The organism is Pseudomonas sp. GM79 (assembly GCF_000282495.1).
Classification (GTDB): domain Bacteria; phylum Pseudomonadota; class Gammaproteobacteria; order Pseudomonadales; family Pseudomonadaceae; genus Aquipseudomonas.
This window is the reverse complement of sequence record NZ_AKJE01000075.1, coordinates 76,725-93,058: the sequence shown is the minus strand read 5'-3', so window position 1 is coordinate 93,058 and position 16,334 is coordinate 76,725. Positions and strand designations below refer to the sequence as shown.

Here is a 16,334-nt window from a genome sequence, read left to right as displayed (position 1 = left end):
CCCGTACGTGGATGGATATTAGTATATGGACCCTCACCCAAGAAATCATGCCACTTCCCAGCGGCATCCTGTGGTTTTACTGGTTTGCTCGTGCAAAAAAGGGGACAGATTTATTTTCATGTGCATAGAAAATAAATCTGTCCCCTTTTCTCTTCTTTTGTACTGTTGTCAGGTATTTGATCCACAATATTATTGGTGTCGGGGACAGACCACATTTTCTTGCGAAGCTCTAGGAAAGGGAAAAGGTTGAACGCCTAGAGACTAAATTCGTCCCGTTATATTTTTTTGTCAAGCCATTGGTCTGAGTGCGCTGTGTGCACACAATCATGATCATCCATGTATATTAAAAAACTCAGTCTTGTATCGGTTATCCAGAAAGGAAAGCCTGTGGTTTCGGAAAATAGGGTTTTTAGGTCTTTCGATGTTTCTAACTCCCAAGCGTGGGGGGGCATCATGAACAATAAGTATTGGTTTCTCTAATCGCCCAAAAAAGGGACAGATTTATTTTCATGTGTATAGAAAATAAATCTGTCCCCTTTTCTCTAATTTTTCCATTAGGGATGAATCTTTGATGAGTTATTTCTAATTTTGAATTTACAATCCATTCAAATCTGTCTCCTTTTTATTTGTTCTTTTTATTTCTTTTTATACGGTCGGAGACAAGAGGGATTATTGCTCGGGTTTCCAATAAGCCAAATTTTTCACGTGGCGTTCTACGTCACCCATATCATCTTCACCGAGAGTTGAGTCGACATGCTCGCATATTATTCGCCGTACCTTTGCTAGGCGCTGTGTAACTTTGAAGTCGTCTATGAAATCTGTGGTAGCTCGCCGATAGTCTTCCACTGGTCTGTCGATGTAATAAGTTCCAATTTTTCGTAGAGAAACTAAAATAAATTCAATTTCTGCTAGGGCTTCTAAAGCTTTTTCGCCGGGGATGACTATTTTTTTGTTTGAGCTCAACATGTTTATTTCCTACGTGTGAATGTTGAATCGAAAAGGTGACAAATTTATTTTCATGAGCGCTTGGGGAAAGGTGACTAGAAAATAAATTTGTCACCTTTTCTCACTGAACCCAAAGGGGGCAAGTTTATTTTCAGGTGCGTAGAAAGTAAATCTTCCCCCTTTTTGTCGCACGTGACAGTTGAGTAATTTATTCTAGTATATATGTAAATTTTTCATCCCAGCCAAAGCTCTCATCTTGAACTTTCACTCGGTTAAGAATGCTCACTATTTTTTCGAAAGTGTCACCCATGCTGTTTCTTGAGTTGTTGGAGTTTCTCCAGATTAGCTCTATAGGACGTTCTGTGTTTGCACTAAGCAAGTCCCATAAAGCATTGAGGTTGTTTCCATAGGATTCACCAGCTTTTAAAGCTGATGCGAGTTGCTTGTGGAATTCAATTTCTGACTTGATAGTGGAGCCGTCGAGTTCGATTGTCATAGTTTTACTCTTCACTTCCATGTTCCTATTGAGCTAACCGTGTTGTAGTGGTTGCTGAACAAAAAAGGGAATAGATTTGTTATTCATGGAAAATAAATCTGTCCCCTTTTGTGCTGCCTTTTGTGCTGATAGTTGTATGTAAGTTTACAGGGGGTAGTCACATCGCCACGGCGGTGTGAAAAGTTCCGGTGCAATATTGCTTTTTTCTAGAAGGAGATTTATTTCTTCTTCCGAGTTCGTTGTTTCGAGTTTTATTATTGTGATGTCTCGGTCATCAATGCCGTCGCTTGTTTTTATTGTTTCAATTGGTATTGAGAATTCTATTACTGCATAGCGTGAATTTTTTGATGAGCTTATGAAGTCATAATATTGAAAAGGGTCATCTAGCGAAAATTCAAATTTGTAAATTGCATATATGGCAATCCATTTGCGCAGTAATGGATCTTCAGACTTAAGTTCTTGTGCGATTTTGTCATAACCTGTACCTTCGAGTCCGTACCAAACACTTCGTGGGATCATTTTTTGGTCGTTCATTTTTGCCCCTCAAATTGATTTGGCCAATAGATACGAATTACTTTTCCGTCTTTTGGGTTGTAGTTGCAAATTCGGTAGTGCTGAGTGAGCACAAAAAAGGGGACAGGTTTATTTTCATGAGCGCTTAGAGAAAGGTGACTAGAAAAATAAATCTGTCACCTTTTCTTTTGCGAGTTCTTCGTCCCAAACTCAGCGATCTTGCTTGGTTAGCTGACTGTGCATTCGTATGTTTGGTTGCATCGACCTTCCGCTTGTTGTGCGTTATAGATATAAAGTAGACAGATTTGTATAGTTTTTTTACATGTTTAGGTATGGGAATGTCTCGCCGTTGATGACTAAGTTACTGTCTATTATTTTTATGTTTTTTATGTTGTTGATAACTATTTTTAGGTTTTTTGAAGTTGGAAATAACGAATCTAGCAGGTCAAAATATAGATAGTCCTTGATTAGTGACGCTGCTAAGTCGGGCGCGTTTTTAATTAGGTTAGAAAAATTCGGGTAGCAGAGCTCTTTCAGCCCTTGAATGTCAGCATAGCCTTGTTGTTCATCATCGATTTTGCATTGAGCAATGAAAGAGTCCGCTCTTCTAAAAAAATCCATTGCTAGTTCTTGTGTGTTTGTGGTCAGCTCAAACTCCACGGTTTCAAACGTCGTGTCTTCTCCAAAGCCAAGGCTTCGGTAACCTACAATAGATGGATTGATAGCCTGTCCTGCGGATTTGAAAATCATGGCTCTGTCCTTGGTGGTAATAGTGTAATAGTGCCGTCTTTTTCTAAGGTGATAGAGCCTGAAGGCTTGTACTCTTGTCCTGCTTTTGGATCTAGGCCCGAACGCGTGCCTGATCGTTGGAAGAACTCTTCTGGTGATTTTATTTCTTCAATGTTAGATGTTTTGTTCCCAGGTACGATTCGGGTTTTTTCAAGTGATAAAAAGCCATCTTTACCTTCGAACTTGCTCTCAAGGGATTTAACATGCTTGCCTGCTTGGTTTGCGTTCAAATGTCCGAAGCCGACATCCAAATCGCTACCAGGAAGATTGTCGCCTCTGACCCTACTTCCTCCGATCACAACCGAGGTTCCTTTTTTATAAGACTCGTCGAGAATCATCTTTGCTTGCTCTTTCGGTAAACCCGGTAGGTACTCGTGCAAAAATGCTGCTTGTTCTTCAGGTCCCGAAGTTTTTATGACCGTTTTTTCTGGGTATTTATTGAAGACCGATTTTTCTGTCCATTTTTTTGGTGGCTCGGTATCGGGGCATTCACCAGGTTTACACATCAACCCCAACGGATCCACCCACCCCGTAGGGTTAGGCACGTACTGGTAGTTGTTCAACCCACCCGCCAGCTTGATCGGATCCGGCGTCAAAAACCGTCCAGTGCCCGGATTGTAGTAGCGATGCCGGTTGTAATGTAAGCCTGTCTCGGCATCGAAGTACTGACCCTGGAAACGTAGAGGGTTGTCGATTTCTGCAACGTCCAGGGTTGCAACGTTGCCATAGGCGCGGTACTTGGCCGACCACATGATCTCGCCGCTGTAATCGGTGAGTTCCTGCGGGGTGCCGAGGTGGTCGAGTTGGTAGTAGAACGGCGCGGCCTTCAGCGGGCCTTCGCCGTCGAGCATCGCCAGTGGGCGGAAAGTCCCCGGCTCGTAGATGTAACTGCGATAACGGTTGTCGCCGCTTTCGGCGATGAGGCGTTCGCCTTGCCACAGGAATTCGGTGGTGTGGCCATCGACGGTCTTTTCGATGCGTCGGCCGAAGGCGTCGTATTTGTAGGATGCGACGCTGCCACCCGGCAGGCTGACGCCGATCAGGCGATGCTGGCAGTCGTAACGGTATTCGGTGACGAGTTTCTGCCCGGCGCCTCGGCGTTCGCGGATCAGGTTGCCGTAGGCGTCGTAGTCGTAATGACGGTCGCCCTGCATCAGCAGGCGGTTGCCCTTGACGTTGGCCAGGTTCGCGGTCGGCTCGTTGTTTTGGCCGAGGAGGTTGCCCGCCGGGTCGTGGGCGAAGCTTTCAGGCGTAGCGCCGCGTACATTGATCAGGCGGTCAAGCGGATCATAGTGATAGCTGCGGTGGCCTTTGCGGCTGTCGTCGATGCCGGCGAGGTTGCCATTGGCGTCGTAGGTGTAGCGGCGCTGGAACAGATTCTTTTCGCGCTGGCTGACGCTGTGTGCTTGCAACCGACCCTGTTCGTCGTACTGGTATTGGCTGAGCAGCAGCCCTTGTTGGCGCTGTTGTTCGCGGCCGGCGTTGAACTGGTGGCTGGTCAGGCGCGAGCCGTTGAGGTCGATGCTGCTCAGCTGGCCGCCAGGCTGGTGGCGGTAATCGAGCTTGCTGCCGTCCGGGAGGCGGCAGTGTTTCAGTTGGCCGACGTTGTCGTACTCGTAGCGCAGAGTGCCCCAGCCCTGGTGTTCGGTGATCAGGCGATCTTGCAGATCGTATTCGTAGGCGAGGGGCCAGTGGCTATCGTCGACGTTGACAAGGCGCCCGAGGGCGTCATAGCTGTAGTGAATTTCTTCACCGTCAGCCAGGGTTTTCACCAGCAGACGGCCAGCAGCGTCGCGCTGGTACTCGGTTCTCAGCTCGCTGCCGTCGTCGCCGAATTCGGTTTTCTTCAGCAGTTGGCCATTGAGATCGTACTCGTAGGCGGTACGGCGACCGTCGAAACCGGTTTCCTGCTGGATCAGGCCGTTCGGGTAATAGTCGAGGTGGTAGTGCTCGCCACGTTCGTTTTCGATCTCGGTGAGCAGCAGGCGCGAGTTGTCGTAGCGGTAGCGCAGCTGGCTGCCGTCGGGGTTGATGCGGCGGCTCACTAGGTGCAGGTTGTCTGCGTATTCGTAGCGGGTGATGCGCCCGAGTTCATCCCGTTCGGCGGTGACGCGACCATACGGGTTATAGGTGAAGGCACGGGTGGCGCCGCCGGGGAGGATGATTTGTGTCAGGCGATCAACGGCGTCCCATTGGTAATGAGTGATGGCGCCGGTTTCTTCCTGACGGGTGATCTGCCGGCCCAAGGCGTCGTAACGGTACTTGCGCTGGCCGCCGTCGGGCAGGTGCTCTTCCAGCAGTTGGCCGAGGTTGTTCCAGCCCAGTTGATGGCGACTGCCATCGGGATGACGGATTTCCAGCAGACGGCCCTGACGGTCATAGCTGTAGAGGGTGGCATTCCCGTCCGGGTCGATCTGCTGAGTGATGTCGCCCTGGATGTTGCGTTGATACTTCCAGGTCGTCTTGCCGCGACTTACTTTGCTTACGAATCCATTGCTGTATTCGTAGGCGGTAGGTTCGTCTTCCGGTGGAACAACCGCCACCATGCGACCGGCTTCGTTGTAGTGGTACTCCGTGATTGCGCCGAGCGGATCCTGTTCTGCGATCAAACGGCCCTTGTCGTCGTAAGCCTTGAGGTTCTCGGCTCCATCCGGGTCAATTTTGGCGATCAGTCGAGCCTGGTCGTCGTGGGCGTAGATCTCTTCGCTGCCGTCCGCATTGGTGACGGTGACACTGCCCTTGTCATCCCAGGCGTAGTACGCGTCCATCTGCGAGAAGCTTGCCCAGTGATGGATGCAGCGTGCCGATTTGCCTTCTTTTTCCCATTCCCAGTAGAAACTGGCGCCACCGGCCAGTCGGCGCTCAAGAATGACGTTCTGCTCATTGTAGGCGTAGCGCTCGGCTTCGCCCGCCGCGTTTTTGGCTTCGATCAGGCGGTGCTGAGCGTCATAGCTATAGGTGACCAAGGTCTGGATGGTGCTCCAGGCATCTTCCAGATTGTCTGCCGGACTGAACTGCTGGTAATCGACGGCGACGACGTGTTTGCGGTCATAACGCAGGAGCAGGGCGCGACCGGCGCCATTGTCGACACGTTTGATCCGGCCGTGTATGTCGCGGGTGATGTGCAGGCGGTTGTTGTAGGCGTCGCTAATGGCGATCAGCGTCGCGCCTTTGCTGTTGTAGCGGAAATGATAGAACTGGGAACGGTCGTCAGCTTGAGTGAGGATCAGTTCGGAAGGATCGTCGCCGATGAAAATCGCCGCTTCGGACAAACTGTTGGTAATCGCCGGTCGTTGCATACTCGGCAATGGGAAGGTCGTAATGCGGTTTTCGTGGTCGGTCCAGACCACCTCATCACCGTTGATTTCCACCCTTTGCGCCAGAGCGTGACTCCACCCGTAGCCGAGGCCGCAATCGATTTCCGCGGCGCTGGTGCGATAGAGGCGGGTCCAGCTGAATGGTAGTAGCCCTCCGAGTTCACCATCGGTCAGGGTCAACAGTTCCTCACCCGTCACCATCGAAACCGGACAGCCATTGGTGCAGGTGCTTTTGGCGCAGTTAGCACTTTTTTCGTCAGGAGTCTTGGACTGAGCGGGTACATCGTGGTGGACTTTCGGCGTTTCTATGGTAGTCACTCGCTTCCCGTCAAAACGAACCTGTGCAACCCCTTTCTTCACCTGAGCCGTCACACCACGAGCCGCCACCGCGGTGTATTTCGCGACGTACTCCATGAAGCCTTTGATGATCTTGAATACCGACTCCACAAAACCGGTCACGGCCTTGATGATGATTTCGCCGTACTTTTTCAAGCGCGCGGCGAGGTAGATGACACCGGTACCCTCTGCAGCAACAGTCAGAACGATCGAAATCACGATGTCGATCGCGATGCCGACGACCGCCGCCGTGGTCATTCTTGCGGCGTCACCGGCCATCTTCATCGGTGGCAGGCCGGCCAACCAGATCACGGCACTGCGTACCATCAGGAACAGAGCGGCCTCGTCGCTGGCCAGCAGCATGGCCTTTTTCATCACGTCTGGCGTTTCTTTTGCCAGCGCTATCAGCTTTTGGGTACCTGCACCGAGGTCTTTCGCAAACTTGCTCGGGTCTTGCAGGATGTCGAGCACCAGGCTGATGCCGTCCCAGACCCCTTTGATCGCTTCCCAGCCGCCTTCAAGGATGCCGTTGCCAATCGCCGACGCCGTTCCCAAGGCGGACATGTTCGACCATTGCGGTTTGAAGCCGGCCCATTCCTTGCGCAGGAAGCCTTCCAGTTGCCCGGTCAGGCCGTCATAGGATTTGAACAGGGTGTCGATTTGCGCCGGCGTTACTTCGTTGTGAACGCGGATCTTGTAGAACTTACCCGGAATACCGCCCGTCCAGCTGGCTTTGCCTTGGGCGTCGAGTTTGACTTTGCTGACCGCGCCGCCTTCTACCGCAACGATTTCGACTTCGATGTCACCCAACGGGATGTCATACACCGATTCGAATTTGCTCTCGATCAGCAGCGGCCCCTTGAGTGGGCACTGGGCAACGTTCGAGGCGAAATCGCCGTCGGTCATGCTTACCGATTTGCTGGTGTTACCGACCTTGATGACGCGCTCCATGCCCAGCAGGGAGGGCAGGTCTGTTGCTCGACTGCCTTTGTCGGCGGCTTTTGCGTACCAGGTTTTGGTCTGTTCTTGATACAGCTTCAAGCTGTCCTTGAACGTGCTCAGTTGGTTGTCAACGTAGGCAACGCGATCCATCAGCCTTGCTCCAGAATCAGGTGGTTTAACAGTGCTTCATTAAGGTTTTTCGGAGCATCCGGGCGGCGCACGAAACGTGCGACTTTCAGCTTCAGATTGCTTTCGGGGTAAGCGGCGTAGATGTCTGGACGTTCCTCTTCCAGCCATTGCATCAGGTTGCCGATCAGGGTCGACGGGTTTTGCTTGGCGAGGCTGTCGAGCAGCTTCTTCGGCACCTCCCACCAAGGCCAATCCTTCGCCGGTGGCACCACCCTCGGTCCCACCTCCAGGCTCTTGCCATTAATCAGATACCGATCAAACGCCGGCAGCACCTCACCAGCGGCATCGCCGAGGCCTTCCAGAATCGGGTAGATATGCCGCCCATCCCAGAACCGGAAAAACACTTCAGTCCCGTCCGGCATCCGAACCTGAGTGAGGCTACGCAGGTGTTCGAACACCACGTTCGGTTCGCTGCGGGAAACGGCCAGCCACCCCCAATCGAGGGCATCCGTTTCGGCAATCCATGGCAGGAAGCTTGAGTTGGGTTTCAACTCGGTGAGGTAGGGCATCACCGGCTGCCAGGCCGCGTAGGGGGTGCCGCCCCAGATCGGGATCGCCTGGGTTGTGGGTTCATTTTGGTAAAGCGTCTTGAGCGCTTCGGCATCGCTGGCGGCGCTGACGATCAGGTAGAGGCGTTCACCCGGTAGCAGCGGGGTTTTGGATAACCAGACCTGTGGATTGATGTATTCAGATGTCACAACAGCCGTCCTTGATGAGTGAATCTAAAAACTCATATCCGCTTCAATATTTTCTTCGTAAGTCGAGAGCAACTTCACAATGCTTTCGTTTCCAGAGTATTTCTCTTTCAACTGCTTCAGTTTTTGATCTGTGCCCTTGCAGTATTTATTGATATCGCTGATGACACGGCTGAGGTTGTCCGGGTCGGCGGGGTCCGGCTCAGGAATATCTCCGCGCAGAGAGTCACAGTTGTCTCTGCTTGTTATGTAATCGGAGACGTCGCCAGGCACTGAGCCATCGCTTTCGGCTGCACAAGAAAGCAGTGGGAGGGCGAATGCGATGAGCAAGAAATAGCGCGCGATTGTGTACATTTTAATGCCCATCGTTTGACCAGTGAGGTTTGTCACTATTTCCACCAATAAATTTGATCACGCCATAAGTGGCCCCTACGGTATGAAGTTCACTGTTCATCCCGGTTTTGGGATCTGAGCTTATAGTGACCGCCGTTCCTGAGGCATTATTTATTGTTAATGTCCCGGACCAGCTGATATTCATGTCGATCGCCTGTTTCTGGGTGTGCCGTGAGTTAAGCGCCGGGGCGACGTTCAAGCCGCTGATTCCGTAGCCATTCACCATGGTACGGAGGCCTGTTGATCGAACGCGCCAGACTCGGAAATATGTGCCCATTGGATTTTTATAACGTCACCTGGATAGCTAGGAACCTGTTGTGGGTCGTAGCCGGTTTTAACGATTTTCCACGACCAGTGCATTAAATAAGCTCTTTCCGGAGGCCGATATGTCGCAGAAATATGTACAGTCCCGCCGGCAGCTCTTACTGCATCGAGAAACTTTGTCACGGCTTCACGAAATGGAGACGCAAGTGACGTGACATTAGCGCTGCCCAGGAACCTTGCCACCCACTGAGCACCACTCGGTTCATCCGCTGAAACACTAACAGCTACAGGCGTCGGATCCGCAGTCGGAGTGAGTGTCGCTTGTAGTGTCGCCATAGTAGGGGGTCTCGATGGTGGCTTTTTCTGGTTTGTTGGATGAAACTTTTTGGGTCAAACCTTTACTGTCGGTAACACCCTTAACAATAAGTCCAGACTCAAGCTTGATTTGGTAAGGAGTATTCGGCTTGGGTTTGCCCGTTTTTTCGTCATTCACGACGAACACTAAATCGTGGGTGATTTTTTCAGTATCGTGGTTGGGTTTTTCTATATCGCATACACCTGCCCTGCACTTCTCGCACTCTTCACAGAACGGCGCGTTGCGCTTGAGGGTGTTGATCTGCGCCGGACTCAGAACCGCGCCAGCCTTATCCGCATCCGCCTGTTTCAACGCCCCAGGCATCAACGGCGCCGCCCCGGTTCCGCTGCCCGGGCTACCCCCGGAGTTCATGTTGATCACCGGGCCGCTTAGCGTCACGCCGCTGGCGTCGATCTTGATGAAGCTGCCGCCGCCTTTGAGGGTGAGTTCGCTGCCGGCTTCGAGCACGACTTTCATGCCGCTGCTCAGGTGGATTTCCTGGCCGGCTTCGATGAACTGGCCGGTTCCGACCTTGATGTGCTGGTTCACGCCCACGGTCAGGTGGTCATTGGCGCGGGCTTCGACTTTGCGGTCGGCATAGACGGTGTGGTGTTCTTCGGCCTTGAATTCGCTGTAGCTGTTTTGCTCGACGGTGTCGTGGCGTTCGTTGCCGACGCGGATTTTCTGGTCGTGTTCGACGTTTTCGTCCCAGTCGCGCTGGGCGTGCAGGAAGATTTGTTCCTGGCCTTTCTTGTCTTCGATACGCAGTTCGTTGAATCCGCCGCCGCCCGGAGAACTCAGGGTTTTGAAGGTGCTGCGGGTTTTGTTCGCCGGCAGGGCGTACGGGACGACGTTTTCCTTGTGGTACAGGCAGCCGCTGATCAGCGGTTGGTCGGGGTCGCCTTCGAGGAAGCTGACCAGCACTTCCATGCCGATGCGCGGGATGGCGATGCCGCCGTAATGGGCGCCGGCCCAGGCGGAGGAGACGCGCAGCCAGCAGCTGGTTTTGTCGTCGGCCTGACCTTCGCGGTCCCAGTGGAATTGCACTTTGACGCGGCCGTACTGGTCGCAGTGGATCTCTTCACCTTTGGGCCCGGTGACCACGGCGCTTTGGCTGCCGAGGATCCGAGGTTTGGGGTGGTTCAGCGGCGGGCGGTTTGGCACGTCCCAGGGGGTGGCCTGGAAGCGGTTGCGGTAGCCCTGGTGGAAATCGTCCTTGAGGTTAGTCGTGCTGCTGGTGACCGACTCTTCCAGCACTTGCGGCTGTTTGCCTTCGTGGAGGATTTCGGTCAGCAGCCACAGATCGTTCCACTTGGCTTTCGGGTGTTGGGTCAGGGCCAGGAAGTGGCCGCTGACCAGCAACGGCTGATCGCTTTTGCCTTCGACGAGCTGGAAGTCGCTGCGGTGACGCTCGAGGGCGCGTTTGGCCAGGTGCTTGCCGCGTTCGCGATCGATGAAGCGACCGGGGTAGTCGTAGTCTTCGAGGTCGGGCAGGGCGTCGCCACTGTGTTCGCTTTCCAGGGTCAGGCGCGGTTTTTCGAAGTCGTAGTCGCGGCGGGTGGTACGGCTGGTGCGGGTTTCCAGGCGCAGGTCGAAGCGCTTGATCACCGGGTCGTTGGCGACCATGCCGGAGTCTTGCTGGTAGGCCACGGGCGCGAGTTTCGGGAACACCGTCTGGTCATCGCCGAACACCAGTTTGTGGGCCGTGGCGCTGTGCTGGAAGTGGTAATGGATACCTTCTTCCTCGCACAGGCGCTGGATGAACTGCAGGTCCGATTCATCGTACTGAACGCAGTAAATGCGCTCGGGATAAATCGCCCCGACTTTGAATTGGTAGGCATTGCTCTGGATGCCGTGCTCTTCGAGGACCATGCCGATGATTTTCGGCACGCTAAGGTTCTGGAAGATGCGTTGGTTGATGCGGTGCGCCAGGTAAGACAGCTGCGGGCGCAGCGTCACGGCATAGCGGGTCAGGCGTTTGCCCGAATCGCCTTGGGCGGCGCGGTAGATCTGGCCATGAATGCCGCTGCCGTCGGACGAGAGCTGCAAAAAGGCCGGTTTGTGCAATAGCGTTTCGAGGTCCAGGGACGGCTGTTCACTGACCAGCTCCACCTCAAACACAAAAGGCTGGCTGATGGCTTCCCGACCTTGCAGGGAAAGGACCTGGAGATCGTTTTCCAGACCTTCGACAGTCAGGGCAAAGTGAGTCTGATTGGCCGGCGCGAACATCCCTTGTTCCTCGTGCTGTGCTGCGGCGCACGCCGGCACCCAAACGGGCGCTGCGGACGCGAAAATTCCTGGAAGGCGCAAATGACATCGACCAGCAGAGCTGGCCGATGTTTGGAACCGTCAGCCGCGATTAAGCGACTGGAACGCGCCAGTCATCGGAACCCGAAGTACCGGATACTTCGTGGGTCCAGGTGATTTTGCGGTAGGTGAATTGCACTTCTTCCAGGTGCGTGAAGTGCGAGTTCGACGGATCCTGGCAGTTGTGCATTTTGTTGTTGATGGCGACGATGATCGCGTCTTCCAGTTTGGTGGTGTAGTAGTGCTCTTGGGTACCTTGAGCCGAAGTGCGGTACCACTGGATAACGATTTCGCTCATGCGCTCGCCGGAGGTCAGCGCCGCTTGCAGCAGTGGCGAGGACTTGTCGTAGACCTTGGTGATCACGACTGGCTTGTGTACACGCTGACCGGTCGGTTGGCCCGACTGTGGGTCACGCGGGATGATCACGTCGTGGCTGAAAGCCTGAACCATGACCTGGTCTTCGTGGCCTTCCTGGTAGGTGTTGCCAACGGAGTCGGCGGTGAATGCGCCGGCAGTGATCAGGCCTTGTTTCTCGCCGGTAACGGACATGTACGCTGGTGTAGCCATGGATGTGCTCCTTGCTAAAAGTTAGGGTGCCCGGGAGGCGATATCGCCCGGTGGGTGCCTGACTGTTATCAAGGTCCGTGCCAGAAATGATTAATGCTATATAAATCAGGTGGTTGAGGTGGTTTTTCCAACGCCGGAGAGGTTTTCGGCAAGGATCCGCTGAAAAAGTGCGCAAGAAGTTGCGCACCACTGCGCAACTTCTTGCGCACTTGGCTGGAGAGCTTGATAAACCTGATGTCCAGCCTCGCTAGAGGACTTTTCACCGACACAGTTGCGCAACTTCTTGCGCATCAAGGCCATGAGCCGTCACCCCCGACAATGGGCGCAACGAACAGCGCTGTCCGATGGTCAAACCCAGCGCCGAGATAATTGAATAACCCGGACATCGACTGGAGAACGACATGAAAATCCTGATGGTTTTAACGTCCCACGATCAATTGGGTAATACCGGTAAGAAAACCGGCTTCTGGCTCGAAGAATTCGCCGCGCCGTATTACACCTTCAAGGATGCTGGCGCGCAGCTGACCCTGGTTTCACCCAAGGGCGGCCAGCCACCGCTGGACCCTAAAAGTGATGAGCCAGACGCGCAGACTGCGGCCACCGATCGCTTTCACAAGGATTCCGCTGCCCAGTCCGCATTAGCGTCTACCGGATTGCTGAATACCGTGAGGGCCGAAGACTACGACGCTGTTTTCTATCCAGGCGGGCATGGCCCGTTGTGGGATCTGGCTGAAGACCCCTTTTCAATTGCGCTGATCGAATCGTTTTACAAGGCGGGCAAACCGGTGGCGGCGGTCTGTCATGCGCCGGGGGTGTTGCGCCACGTCAAGGATGCGGATGGCCAGCCGTTGATCAAAGGCAAGCGGGTGACGGGCTTCACCAACTCCGAAGAAGCCGCTGTGCAGCTGACGGATGTGGTGCCGTTTTTGGTGGAGGACATGCTCAAGGCCAACGGTGGCCTTTACTCCAAGGCCGATGACTGGGCGAGTTACGTGATCGCGGATGGTCTGTTGCTGACCGGTCAGAACCCGGCGTCTTCTGAAGAGACCGCCAAGGCGTTGTTGGCGAAGCTGCAATAAGATCAAAAGATCGCAGCCTGCGGCAGCTCCTACCTCGATCGCGTGCAACCGCGATGCAACGGGTGCCCCCACCCCCCGTAGGAGCTGGCGGAGCCTGCGATCTTTTGATCTTGATTTGGGTGATGGTCCGAACCCAGCCAAAAGATCGCAGCCTGCGGCAGCTCCTACCTCGATCGCGTGAAACCGCAATGCAACGGGTGCCCCCAACCCCCGTAGGAGCTGGCGGAGCCTGCGATCTTTTGATCTTGATCTTGATCTTGATCTTGATTTTGGTGATGGCGAACCCAGCCAAAAGATCGCAGCCTGCGGCAGCTCCTACCTCGACCGCGTGCAACCGCGATGCAACGGGTGCACCCAACCCCCGTAGGAGCTGGCGAAGCCTGCGATCTTTTTTGCGGCCATCACGCCTATTCGGAAACGTTCAAACCCAGTGCTGCAAAACACTCCTCGATCGACCGCCGCTGCGTCTCGGCATACAGCCCCAACTCATCAATCGTCGACCTTCCCAGGGCCTTTTCGAACGCTTGCTGGTTCGAATGCACGCCATAGTGGGTTTGCGCCGCATCCCCCAGGTTCGACTGAAAAATCCCCGCCGCGCTGACCGGCAAAAAGTCTTCGTACACCAGCGGTTCAACCCGCACATAGCCGTCGCGAAGCAAATCCTCCAGCGACACACCATTCAGCCCCTTCGCCGCCAAGCCTTTTTCCGTCACGAAGTAGCGAAAATACGCCAGTTCCTGTTGGCGCATGTCCTCGACGGTGTCAGGGAACTCGCCGAAGTGCTGCGTCATTAGCGCGTTGTAGCGTGCAGCATTGGCTTCGTTGGGGAAATCCTTGAGTTCATCCCGGGCAGCGTTCAGCAAGCGGTCGTAAAGCGCCCGGCCTTTGGGGGTGAGCGCCGCGCCGCGTTGCTCGATTTCACCGAAACGGGCGCTGTGGCTGCCACGGGTTTGGGCTTGATCGGTGAAGGTGATGGGCTCGTCCAGCGCCTTGAAGCTGGTTTGACGCAGCAGGATCGGGCATTGCCGGCGAGGTGGGCCTTCGATCACCGCTTTGGGGGTGATGCCATGGGCGGGCATTTGCGCCTGCACGATGTCGATGTCCAGGGTGCGTGGCGTCAGATGGTTAATGTGTGGGCCTTTGAACGCCACCACGTCGGCGATCAGTCGATGCTGGGCGCTGAGTTGTTGGTATTGCTCGGCGGTGACGGTGGCGCTGTGGTGCCAGCGGAAGGTTTCCAGGGCTTGTGCGACGAAATCCTGCGCCTCGTCTTCGCTCAAGCCGCCCCGGGTTTCAGCGCGTTCGATGAGGGCCAATGCTGCCGGAGTGAAGATCGAGCGCGTGTCCAGCACCGACTGGGCAAAGGCTCGCAGTTCGGCGTCTTCGATCAGTTCCAGGCGCAGCAGCGAGGTGAACACTCGAAACGGGCTGACCTGCAATGCTGCCTCATGCACGGCGCGGAACGCAGTGGAATGCACCGGAACGCCGGCGGGGGTCAGGTCGTAATAGCCCACCGGCTGCATGCCCATCACCGCAAACAGGCGGGCGAGGGTCGACAGTTCAGCGGCAGTGCCGACCCGGATCGCGCCGTGGCGTTCCAGGTCCAGGCGCTGGATTTCACCGGTGCTGTGCAGCTGTCGGGCGATTTGCGGGTCGCTGTCCAGCACGTGGCGGTTGGTCTGTTCCACCAGTTCCATCAGCGCGCCGTACAGCGGCACTTCTTCGCGGTACATGTCGGACATCGCTTTGGAGAAGCGTTGGCGGATCAGGTCAGGGCTGATGAAGTTCGGATGGCTCATGAAAAGTTTCCTGGCGCAGTGACGTAACGGATGCCGGAAAAGATCGCAGCCTTCGGCGGCGCCGACAAACGAAGTTTCTGACGAACTTCATTCTGCCAAGGACTGTTCTTGCGACACTGCCCCATTCGTTCAGCGCAGCACTTGGTCCACCAATTCGATCCAGTGCCTGACCGGCGTACGTCCGGCGCTGTTGAGGTGGCTCTGACAGCCGATGTTGGCGGTGGCGATGACTTCAGGGTGGCCGCTTTCCAGAGCGTTGAGCTTGTTGTCGCGCAGTTGCCGGGCCAGTACGGGTTGGGTAATCGAATAGGTGCCCGCCGAGCCGCAACACAAATGACTGTCGGGCACTGCCGTGAGATTGAAGCCCAACCGCGTCAGCACGGCTTCTACCGCACCGCCGAGTTTTTGGGCGTGCTGCAAGGTACAAGGGCAGTGGAAGGCGATCCGCTGGTCAGTAGCAGTGCAGACCCGTACCAACGGTTCCTCGGCCAGCACTTGCACCAGGTCCAGGGCCAATTCGCTGACCCGCTGGGCTTTAGCCGCATAGACCGGATCGCGCTCCAGCAGATGCCCATAATCCTTGATGAATGCGCCGCAGCCGCTGGCGGTTTGCACGATGGCTTCGGCGCCGTTTTCCAGGTGCGGCCACCAGGCGTCGATGTTGCGTCGGGCGCGGTCCAGGCCCATGGCTTGGGCGTCGAGGTGATAGTCCAGCGCACCGCAGCACCCAGCTTCGGGCGCCGGGATCACGCTGATCCCCAGCCGATCCAGCACCCGCGCCGTCGCGGCATTGGTGTTCGGCGACAGACCGGGCTGCACGCAACCCTCGAGCATCAGCACCCGGCGAGCATGCCGAGGGGCAGGGCGCTCGCCTGCGGCGGGGAGGTCGTGGGGCAGCTTCGCCTCGATGCCCCGTGGCAGCAATGGCCTGAATGTGGCGCCGATTTGCAGCAAAGTCTTGAACAGATTCGGATTCGGCGCCAGCGCCCGCAACCCCTGACGCAACAACCGCTGACTGGCCGGGCGCGGCACCGCTTGATCGATCACCGCGCGGCCAATGTCCAGCAGGTTGTGATAATCCACCCCGGACGGGCAGGTGGTTTCGCAGTTGCGGCAGGTCAGGCAGCGATCCAGGTGCAACTGGGCTTTGGCCGTGGCGGGGGCGCCTTCGAGCACTTGCTTGATCAGGTAGATGCGCCCGCGCGGCCCGTCCAGTTCGTCGCCCAGCAGTTGATACGTCGGGCACGTGGCGTTGCAGAACCCGCAATGCACGCAAGTGCGCAGAATCTTGTCCGCTTCTTCGGCGCGGGGCAGTAGTTTGGACTGTTCGCTGAGGTTGGTTTGCAT

At 55.2% G+C, this 16,334-nt stretch carries 13 protein-coding genes; 1 reads left to right on the top strand and 12 read right to left on the bottom strand.

Features of this window, described 5'->3' with window-relative positions; genetic code table 11:
* Window positions 1–669 precede the first annotated feature (669 nt).
* The 10 genes from PMI36_RS10555 to PMI36_RS31500 all read right to left on the bottom strand — a co-directional run bounded on the left by PMI36_RS10555 (window position 670) and on the right by PMI36_RS31500 (window position 12,409).
* Window positions 670–966 (bottom strand): hypothetical protein, encoded by a 297-nt coding sequence (locus PMI36_RS10555; protein ID WP_008073289.1) that lies wholly within the window; start codon window positions 964–966, stop codon window positions 670–672.
* A gap of 187 nt (window positions 967–1,153) precedes the next feature.
* Complete coding sequence (locus tag PMI36_RS10560) at window positions 1,154–1,441, bottom strand: barstar family protein (RefSeq protein ID WP_008073288.1); 288 nt, start codon at window positions 1,439–1,441, stop codon at window positions 1,154–1,156.
* A 144-nt stretch (window positions 1,442–1,585) separates the two neighbouring features.
* Window positions 1,586–1,975 (bottom strand): hypothetical protein, encoded by a 390-nt coding sequence (locus PMI36_RS10565; protein WP_008073287.1) that lies wholly within the window; start codon window positions 1,973–1,975, stop codon window positions 1,586–1,588.
* 297 nt (window positions 1,976–2,272) lie between these two features.
* Window positions 2,273–2,704, bottom strand: coding sequence for a hypothetical protein (locus PMI36_RS10570; protein WP_008073286.1), 432 nt, complete (start codon window positions 2,702–2,704; stop codon window positions 2,273–2,275).
* Entirely contained in the window at window positions 2,701–7,488 is a 4,788-nt protein-coding gene (locus tag PMI36_RS10575) for an RHS repeat-associated core domain-containing protein (protein ID WP_008073283.1), read from the bottom strand. The genes PMI36_RS10570 and PMI36_RS10575 overlap by 4 nt, the downstream gene beginning before the upstream one ends.
* Window positions 7,488–8,225: a DUF4123 domain-containing protein gene (locus PMI36_RS10580; protein WP_008073281.1), complete on the bottom strand. Its 738-nt coding sequence runs from the start codon at window positions 8,223–8,225 to the stop codon at window positions 7,488–7,490. Before PMI36_RS10580 ends, PMI36_RS10575 begins: the two co-directional genes overlap by 1 nt.
* Before the next feature lie 24 nt (window positions 8,226–8,249).
* On the bottom strand, window positions 8,250–8,612 hold the full coding sequence (locus tag PMI36_RS10585) for a protein regulator of cytokinesis family protein (protein ID WP_238543582.1): 363 nt from the start codon (window positions 8,610–8,612) through the stop codon (window positions 8,250–8,252).
* Between the two features lie 544 nt (window positions 8,613–9,156).
* Window positions 9,157–11,463 (bottom strand): type VI secretion system Vgr family protein, encoded by a 2,307-nt coding sequence (tssI, locus tag PMI36_RS10590; protein ID WP_008073274.1) that lies wholly within the window; start codon window positions 11,461–11,463, stop codon window positions 9,157–9,159.
* Window positions 11,464–11,593: 130 nt separating this feature from the next.
* The gene (locus PMI36_RS10595) at window positions 11,594–12,109 is read right to left on the bottom strand and encodes an Hcp family type VI secretion system effector (protein ID WP_007900657.1); all 516 of its coding nucleotides are present in this window, start codon (window positions 12,107–12,109) and stop codon (window positions 11,594–11,596) included.
* A 105-nt stretch (window positions 12,110–12,214) separates the two neighbouring features.
* A complete protein-coding gene (locus PMI36_RS31500) occupies window positions 12,215–12,409 on the bottom strand; it encodes a hypothetical protein (RefSeq protein ID WP_157214962.1) in 195 nt (64 codons plus the stop codon).
* Between the two features lie 101 nt (window positions 12,410–12,510).
* On the opposite strand from PMI36_RS31500, the gene PMI36_RS10600 reads away from it, so the two are divergent.
* Window positions 12,511–13,188: a type 1 glutamine amidotransferase domain-containing protein gene (locus PMI36_RS10600; protein ID WP_008073273.1), complete on the top strand. Its 678-nt coding sequence runs from the start codon at window positions 12,511–12,513 to the stop codon at window positions 13,186–13,188.
* Window positions 13,189–13,595: 407 nt separating this feature from the next.
* On the opposite strand, the gene hglS is transcribed toward PMI36_RS10600, so the two are convergent.
* On the bottom strand, window positions 13,596–14,987 hold the full coding sequence (gene hglS, locus PMI36_RS10605) for a 2-oxoadipate dioxygenase/decarboxylase HglS (protein WP_008073271.1): 1,392 nt from the start codon (window positions 14,985–14,987) through the stop codon (window positions 13,596–13,598).
* A 129-nt stretch (window positions 14,988–15,116) separates the two neighbouring features.
* Window positions 15,117–16,334 carry a glycolate oxidase subunit GlcF gene (glcF, locus tag PMI36_RS10610; RefSeq protein WP_008073265.1) on the bottom strand — a complete coding sequence of 406 codons (1,218 nt, stop codon included), beginning with the start codon at window positions 16,332–16,334 and terminating at the stop codon, window positions 15,117–15,119.

Coding starts and splice junctions, on each gene's coding strand:
- PMI36_RS10565 (WP_008073287.1), bottom strand. CDS start 1,975: ATGAACGACCAAAAAATGATCCCACGAAGTGTTTGGTACGGACTCGAA.
- PMI36_RS10560 (WP_008073288.1), bottom strand. CDS start 1,441: ATGACAATCGAACTCGACGGCTCCACTATCAAGTCAGAAATTGAATTC.
- tssI (WP_008073274.1), bottom strand. CDS start 11,463: ATGTTCGCGCCGGCCAATCAGACTCACTTTGCCCTGACTGTCGAAGGT.
- PMI36_RS31500 (WP_157214962.1), bottom strand. CDS start 12,409: ATGGCCTTGATGCGCAAGAAGTTGCGCAACTGTGTCGGTGAAAAGTCC.
- PMI36_RS10575 (WP_008073283.1), bottom strand. CDS start 7,488: ATGGATCGCGTTGCCTACGTTGACAACCAACTGAGCACGTTCAAGGAC.
- PMI36_RS10570 (WP_008073286.1), bottom strand. CDS start 2,704: ATGATTTTCAAATCCGCAGGACAGGCTATCAATCCATCTATTGTAGGT.
- glcF (WP_008073265.1), bottom strand. CDS start 16,334: ATGCAAACCAACCTCAGCGAACAGTCCAAACTACTGCCCCGCGCCGAA.
- PMI36_RS10600 (WP_008073273.1), top strand. CDS start 12,511: ATGAAAATCCTGATGGTTTTAACGTCCCACGATCAATTGGGTAATACC.
- PMI36_RS10555 (WP_008073289.1), bottom strand. CDS start 966: ATGTTGAGCTCAAACAAAAAAATAGTCATCCCCGGCGAAAAAGCTTTA.
- PMI36_RS10595 (WP_007900657.1), bottom strand. CDS start 12,109: ATGGCTACACCAGCGTACATGTCCGTTACCGGCGAGAAACAAGGCCTG.
- hglS (WP_008073271.1), bottom strand. CDS start 14,987: ATGAGCCATCCGAACTTCATCAGCCCTGACCTGATCCGCCAACGCTTC.